Raw genomic sequence first — 6,377 nt, 5'->3', positions numbered from 1 at the left:
GCATTTACGCCAATTTCCTTGGTAGGCGGGCTGATGCTAGGCGTTGCAACGGTCATCTTGCTATTGGGCATTGGTCGGGTTCAGTATTTTTTTACCTATTTATTATATTTTATAATATAATGTATTTATATAAAACGACATTCAAAACTGTTTTGATAAAAATTGGCTTAGGTAACTATTATGAGTATACAAATAGACTGGCAGGCATTTACGCCAATTTCCTTGGTAGGCGGGCTGATGCTAGGCGTTGCAACGGTCATCTTGCTATTGGGCATTGGTCGTATTGCGGGTATTAGTGGTATTTTCTCAAGTCTTCTTAAACCCAAGTGCGTCGAGATGTGGCAGGTGTTATTCATACTTGGTCTTGTTATCTCGCCATTACTTTATGGTCTGGTAAAACCGTTACCTGATATAGAGATTAGTAGCTCTTTGCCACTGCTTATTGGGGCAGGATTGCTAGTTGGTTTTGGGACACGTTTGGGTTCAGGTTGCACCAGTGGACATGGTATCTGCGGTAATGCGCGACTGTCGCCACGTTCGATGGCGGCGACGGTGACCTTTATGTTATTTGGTATTGTGACCGTTTATATTGGTCGTCATGTCTTGGGTTTGATTTAAACATCACATAGAAAGTACGTTGCGAAGAAAGATTTTAGTACTATTATGAAAAAATAAAGACAGCGAGAAAAAACATGCTAAAAAATATAATTGGATTACTGGCAGGGTTATTATTTGGCTTTGGACTGCTGATATCAGGTATGACTGATCCTGTTAAAGTACAGGGCTTTTTGGACGTCTTTGGTGCATGGGATATTTCTCTGGCACTGGTGATGGGCGGCGGTCTAATGGTAGCGATAGTCGGTGTACAATTGGCTAAGCGTCAAAAGACCAGCTGGACTGGGTCATCAATTGAGATGCCAACCAAAACCACTATTAATAAAAAACTACTGATTGGCGCGATGCTATTCGGTATCGGTTGGGGTTTGGTTGGTATTTGCCCGGGCCCCGGTATTGTGCTGCTTGGTACAGGACAGTGGCAGGCTTATGTCTTTATTCCTGCGATGATAGTCGGGATGTTGGTGTATCAGTGGCTAGAACCTAAGCTTAATTAACATTGGCTTGGTTTTTTTAGCGCAATAAAAGGGTCAGTCTAATTCGATTAGGCTGACCCTTTTTTATCAATGATGCTTCATTAATATTAACGATACTTCCGTATTATTAAGGCTTAATGATAAAGTCTTACTTAGCGCTAGCCGTTACTTTTGGCGTTTCGTGTGCTAATGATTTAGCCGCTTGACGCAGCTCAAATTTCTGCACTTTACCGGTGCTGGTTTTTGGAATTTCAGCAAAGATAATATATTTGGGCACTTTAAAACCCGCCAAATGTTGCTTGCAATGTTCCATCACAGTGTCGCGCTGCAAGGTGCTGCCTTCATGAATCTCGATAAAGGCGACGGGCACTTCACCCCATTTATCATGCGGCGCTGCAACGACCGCACAGCTTTGGATTTCTGGCATTTTATATAAGATGTTTTCGACTTCGATACTAGAGATGTTTTCGCCACCTGAGATGATAATGTCTTTGAGCCTGTCCATGATTTTTATATAACCATCAGGATATTTAATGCCCAAATCACCAGTACGGAACCAACCATCAGCAAAGGCTTCTTCGGTCGCTTTACGGCTTTTTAGATAACCTTTCATCACCATGTTACCGCGTAGTGCCAGCTCACCCATCTCTTTGCCATCCGCGGCAACTGGCTCCGTGGTGCCTTGTTTAAACAGCTCAAAGCCAGTCATCAAATGTGACGTTACGCCCTGACGTGATTTCTTTTGTGCACGAGTAGCGACATCCAGTTCATCCCATTCTTGCTGCTCAGCGCAGACGGTGACTGGACCATAGACTTCGGTAAGACCGTAAACGTGAGAGATATGAAAGCCCATAGCTTCCATGGCAGCGAGCATGGTTTCAGACGGCGGCGCACCAGCGACCCAGCCTTTGACTTCATGATTGATGGCGTCTTTATATTCAGGCTTGCCGCCAGCAATCATATTATGCACCACAGGCGCTGAGCAATAATGGCTAACTTTATGCTTGGCAATCAGCTGCAAAATCAAATCAGCATCAATCTTACGCAAGCAGACATTGACGCCCGCACGTTCGGCAATCGTCCAGGGAAAGCACCAACCATTACAGTGAAATAATGGTAGCGTCCATAGATACATCGGGTGCTTGGGCACATCCCAATCTAAAATATTGGAGACGGCATTGAGCGTGGCACCGCGATGATGGTAAACCACGCCTTTGGGTTTGCCCGTGGTGCCAGAGGTATAGTTGAGGGCGATAGCATCCCACTCATCGAGCGGCTTTTCCCAATTATCCAAACTGTCTGAGCTGGCGATTAATGCTTCGTAGCTCATTTGTCCAAAACGTTCAGTATTGAGCGCCGCATCTGTCGCATGAATCACGATGAGATTAGGAAATGCTTCGTCGATAATTTCAGCATGTTCAGCAAACTCGCTGTCTAGAATCAACACTTTGGCTTCTGAGTGTTGCAGACAAAAGGTCAGGGCATTGATATCGAGGCGGGTATTAAGGGTGCAAAGTACGCCACCTGACATAGGTACACCAAAGGCGCATTCGACCATCGCTGGGGTGTTTGGCATCATGACCGCAACTGTGTCATTTTTATCAATGCCTAATTTACGTAGACCATCCGCCAATTGACGACAACGGTCATAAGTCTGTTGCCACGTTTGCGTGAGGTTATTGTGTTCTAAATCGTCATAGATGATAGCGGTTTTATCAGGATAGACCTGAGCACTACGGATAATAAAGTCGATAGGGGTAAGCGGTTGATGGTTGGCAGCATTTTTGCCGAGACCTGTGTGGAAGTCTGTCATGGGGATAGTCCTTTATCTTGCTGTTATAATTCGGTGAATACGCTACAAACTTGCTATAAAGTTGGCTTCGCTATTTATCACAATTTGATAAGTTATTAATATTTTTGCTGACCTTCCTTGTAGCAACTCGCCGATAGGTGACTCACGGTAAATATTTGTTCGTCCATTATAGACAATGCTCTGTGAAAAGCGAGTATGTTTTTAGTGCTTGCTTATATTGGATCGCATGATCAATTAGTCTAATGCACATAGTGTTCACTCATCAGTCGCTTGTCTGCATAGCTGATGATAATGACGGTGTGTTACGATACCAGTGATGTTAAATCCTATCGCTTAACTATTTCTAAAAGCCTCATTTTTAAAAATCTTAACTTTTAAAAAGCCCAGCCAGCTTTAACAAGCATTTCCACAAACCATTCATAAGGAAAATGATATGTCCGCCAGCCGCACTGCCAATACCATCGAAACTGCTAGCACCAATGAACACTACCCACATTTATTTGAGCCGCTCGATTTGGGCTTTACGACGCTTAAAAACCGCATGGTAATGGGTTCGATGCATACGGGGCTTGAAGACCGTTTTTATAACTACGGTAAACTGGCGGCGTATTTTGCTGAACGTGCCAAAGGTGGCGTGGCGATGATGATTACGGGCGGTATTTCGCCCAATCGCGAAGGGTGGTTACTCCCTGCTGGTGGCACGATGAATAGCAGAGCGGACGTGATTAACCATCAGCGTGTGACTCGTGCGGCGCATAAATATGACAGCAAAATCATCATGCAAATTTTGCACAGTGGTCGTTACGGCTATCATCCGTTTGTCGTCTCCTCTAGTCCAATAAAATCACCAATTTCACCCTTTAAGCCGCGTAAGATGAGCATTAAAAACATCGAACAAACGGTAAAGGATTATGCCCGTTCGGCTAAACTTGCCAAGCAGGCTGGTTATGACGGTGTGGAAATCATGGGCTCAGAAGGTTATTTGCTCAATCAGTTTTTATCGCGTCATGTAAATCAACGTACCGACGAATACGGCGGTGATATTCAAGGTCGTATGAAGCTGGCGGTCGATGTCGTCAAAGCCGTACGCGCAGCTGCCGGTGAAGATTTCATTATCTTATTCCGCTTGTCAGTGATTGATCTGGTCAAAGACGGCAACGTTATGGATGAAGTCATCACCGTCGCCAAAGCGTTAGAAGAAGCGGGCGTCACCATTATGAACACCGGTATTGGCTGGCATGAAGCGCGTGTACCGACGATTGTCACCAGCGTACCGCGTGCCGCTTTTGTAGATTTCACTGCTGAAATTAAAAAGCATATTAGCATTCCCATGATGGCGGCCAACCGTATCAATATGCCAGAAACTGCTGAAGAAATCGTGGCTAGTGGTCAGGCTGATATGATTCAAATGGCGCGTCCATTTTTAGCCGATGCCCATTGGGTCAATAAAGCCAAAGATGGTCAAGCCGATCGCATTAATACCTGTATCGCCTGTAATCAAGCTTGTCTCGATCATACCTTTGAAAATAAACGCTCGACTTGTCTGGTTAATCCACAAGCGTGTTATGAGACAGAATTAGTTTATAAGAAAACCAAAAAACCTAAAAAAGTGGCCGTCATCGGTGGCGGTGTTGCTGGTATGTCAGCGGCTCACGTCGCCGCGTTACGTGGGCATGAGGTTACCTTATTTGAAGCAAAAGATATCTTAGGTGGACAGTTTAACTACGCCAAAGTTATCCCTGGTAAAGAAGAGTTCTTTGAGACCATCCGCTATTATATTAATGAGCTTGAGCACTTAGGCGTTGAGATTAAACTCAATACCAAAGTTGATAAAGCCATGCTTGAGAAAGCCAAATTCCATCATGTCATCGTCGCAACTGGTGTTGTCCCTAGAAGCCTAGCTGGCAAGTTAGAAGGCGCAGATTTGCCACAAGTAATGAGCTATGCGGAATTACTCTCTGGTGAAAAATCAGTTGGTGATACGGTTGCCGTCATCGGTGCTGGCGGTATCGGTTTTGACGTTAGTGAATATCTGACCGCCAAGCATGGTCAGCCGCTTGATGAGCTGGGCCCTGAACTTTTAAAAGACCCAAACTACCGTCCAAAAGCACAGTCAGTTAGCGAGTGGCGTGAAGAGTGGGGCGTGACTAACGATACTAACTATCAAACTGATGGTGGACTGATTAAGCCTGAAGCCATCAAACCTATCCGCCAAGTGTACTTGATGCAACGTACCAAAGGTCGCTTGGGTAGTGGTCTGAATAAAACCTCGGGCTGGGTACATCGCGCTCATGTTAAGTCGCATGGCGTTATCCAAGTTTCAGGTGCGCAGTACGATAAAATCACCAACGAAGGTATTTGGATTACCAATAACCAAGGTCAAAGCCAGCTATTACGTGTTGATAGTGTCGTGGTCTGTGCCGGTCAAGAGTCGGTCGTTGAGCTGATGCCAAATGTCGGTGATGCACCTGACGCGCAATATCATCTAATCGGTGGTGCAAAACTTGCTGCTGAGCTGGATGCTAAGCGTGCTATAAGAGATGGTGCTGAGGTTGCGGCTGCGATTTAGGGCTTAGTTCAGAAGTAATGAGAGCGGCAAGATAGATTATCTTGCCGCTTTTTTTGGTTTGGTAGATTTAGTTTCTTGTAATAGAGCTTCAGTTCAGCATAATATTGCTTCAGGCAATATTAAGACACTCGGCTCACTTACTGATGTTCTAATATAATACTGTCAAAATAGCCGCGCACTCCACAACGCCCTGAGCTAAATTGATAATCAACGTCTCTTAATAGTAACTGATTCTTACCTTTATAAGGTGCAGGATATAACCTTAGCCTAACTTCTTTATCTTGGCTATTATCATAAATCACCCAGTGATTTTGTGACCATGTTGCAATGCTTCCTTCAATCTCACAGGTGTGTAAATTATTAAAAATCAGGATGCTTTCAATTACAGAGATATGAGGTTTATTATCAACCTTATTAATCGATAAAGTATTCGTTGCATCTTGAAAAGTATTGTTGCGTTTGCCGTCTACGTTATAGACTGAAATCTGGAAGTTTTTAGAAAAATCTCCAAACGCCTTTTTATCAGGCAAATCAGAAGAGCCTAAATCATCGTTCCATTCAGAACCTGTCTTTTCTCCGATATGTTCTTCATACTCACGTATAAGGCAATTGGTATCTTTACAACTATTCCGTTGAAAATTTAACCATAACTTTTGATCTATAATCACATTGTTTTTGTAGATTTCGCTGTCTTCGTCGTTAGCTGCATTATTGAGATCGCTTCTATATTTTTTTGCCATCGCCTTATCAAGCTTAGATAGCTCAGGACTTTCGCAAACGGTTTTTTCTACCCAAGTAGTCGCTTTTTTACAATCAAAACTGGCTGAATTTGCATAAGTGGATAATAGGGAAATACTTAAAATACTGATTGTGGCTAAGGGTAGTTTTTTCATAGAGTTCTCAT

5 protein-coding genes are annotated in these 6,377 nt (G+C 43.8%); 3 read left to right on the top strand and 2 right to left on the bottom strand.

Annotation, left to right across the window (positions count from 1 at the left end; translation table 11 throughout):
• The first annotated feature begins 180 nt into the window (after positions 1-180).
• Complete coding sequence (locus tag JMX95_RS04010) at positions 181-618, top strand: YeeE/YedE family protein (protein WP_109591094.1); 438 nt, start codon at positions 181-183, stop codon at positions 616-618.
• Between the two features lie 74 nt (positions 619-692).
• A complete protein-coding gene (locus JMX95_RS04005; protein WP_109591096.1) occupies positions 693-1,112 on the top strand; it encodes a DUF6691 family protein in 420 nt (139 codons plus the stop codon).
• A 127-nt stretch (positions 1,113-1,239) separates the two neighbouring features.
• On the opposite strand, the gene JMX95_RS04000 is transcribed toward JMX95_RS04005, so the two are convergent.
• On the bottom strand, positions 1,240-2,904 hold the full coding sequence (locus tag JMX95_RS04000) for an AMP-binding protein (protein WP_109591098.1): 1,665 nt from the start codon (positions 2,902-2,904) through the stop codon (positions 1,240-1,242).
• A gap of 433 nt (positions 2,905-3,337) precedes the next feature.
• Here JMX95_RS04000 and JMX95_RS03995 point away from each other — a divergent pair, with 433 nt between their 5' ends.
• Positions 3,338-5,473 (top strand): NADPH-dependent 2,4-dienoyl-CoA reductase, encoded by a 2,136-nt coding sequence (locus JMX95_RS03995; RefSeq protein ID WP_201560036.1) that lies wholly within the window; start codon positions 3,338-3,340, stop codon positions 5,471-5,473.
• 137 nt (positions 5,474-5,610) lie between these two features.
• Here the strand turns inward: JMX95_RS03995 and JMX95_RS03990 are convergent, their stop codons facing one another.
• Positions 5,611-6,366 (bottom strand): lysozyme inhibitor LprI family protein, encoded by a 756-nt coding sequence (locus JMX95_RS03990; protein WP_201560047.1) that lies wholly within the window; start codon positions 6,364-6,366, stop codon positions 5,611-5,613.
• Positions 6,367-6,377 lie beyond the last annotated feature (11 nt).

The sequence above is a fragment of the Psychrobacter sp. NC44 genome, assembly GCF_904846655.1.
Taxonomy (GTDB): domain Bacteria; phylum Pseudomonadota; class Gammaproteobacteria; order Pseudomonadales; family Moraxellaceae; genus Psychrobacter.
Note: the sequence above shows the minus strand (reverse complement) of the source record. Positions and strands in the feature narration are given on the sequence as shown.

Excerpts from the sequence above, each read along its gene's own strand:
- JMX95_RS04010 (WP_109591094.1), top strand. The coding sequence starts at position 181 with ATGAGTATACAAATAGACTGGCAGGCATTTACGCCAATTTCCTTGGTA.
- JMX95_RS03995 (WP_201560036.1), top strand. The coding sequence starts at position 3,338 with ATGTCCGCCAGCCGCACTGCCAATACCATCGAAACTGCTAGCACCAAT.
- JMX95_RS04000 (WP_109591098.1), bottom strand. The coding sequence starts at position 2,904 with ATGACAGACTTCCACACAGGTCTCGGCAAAAATGCTGCCAACCATCAA.
- JMX95_RS04005 (WP_109591096.1), top strand. The coding sequence starts at position 693 with ATGCTAAAAAATATAATTGGATTACTGGCAGGGTTATTATTTGGCTTT.
- JMX95_RS03990 (WP_201560047.1), bottom strand. The coding sequence starts at position 6,366 with ATGAAAAAACTACCCTTAGCCACAATCAGTATTTTAAGTATTTCCCTA.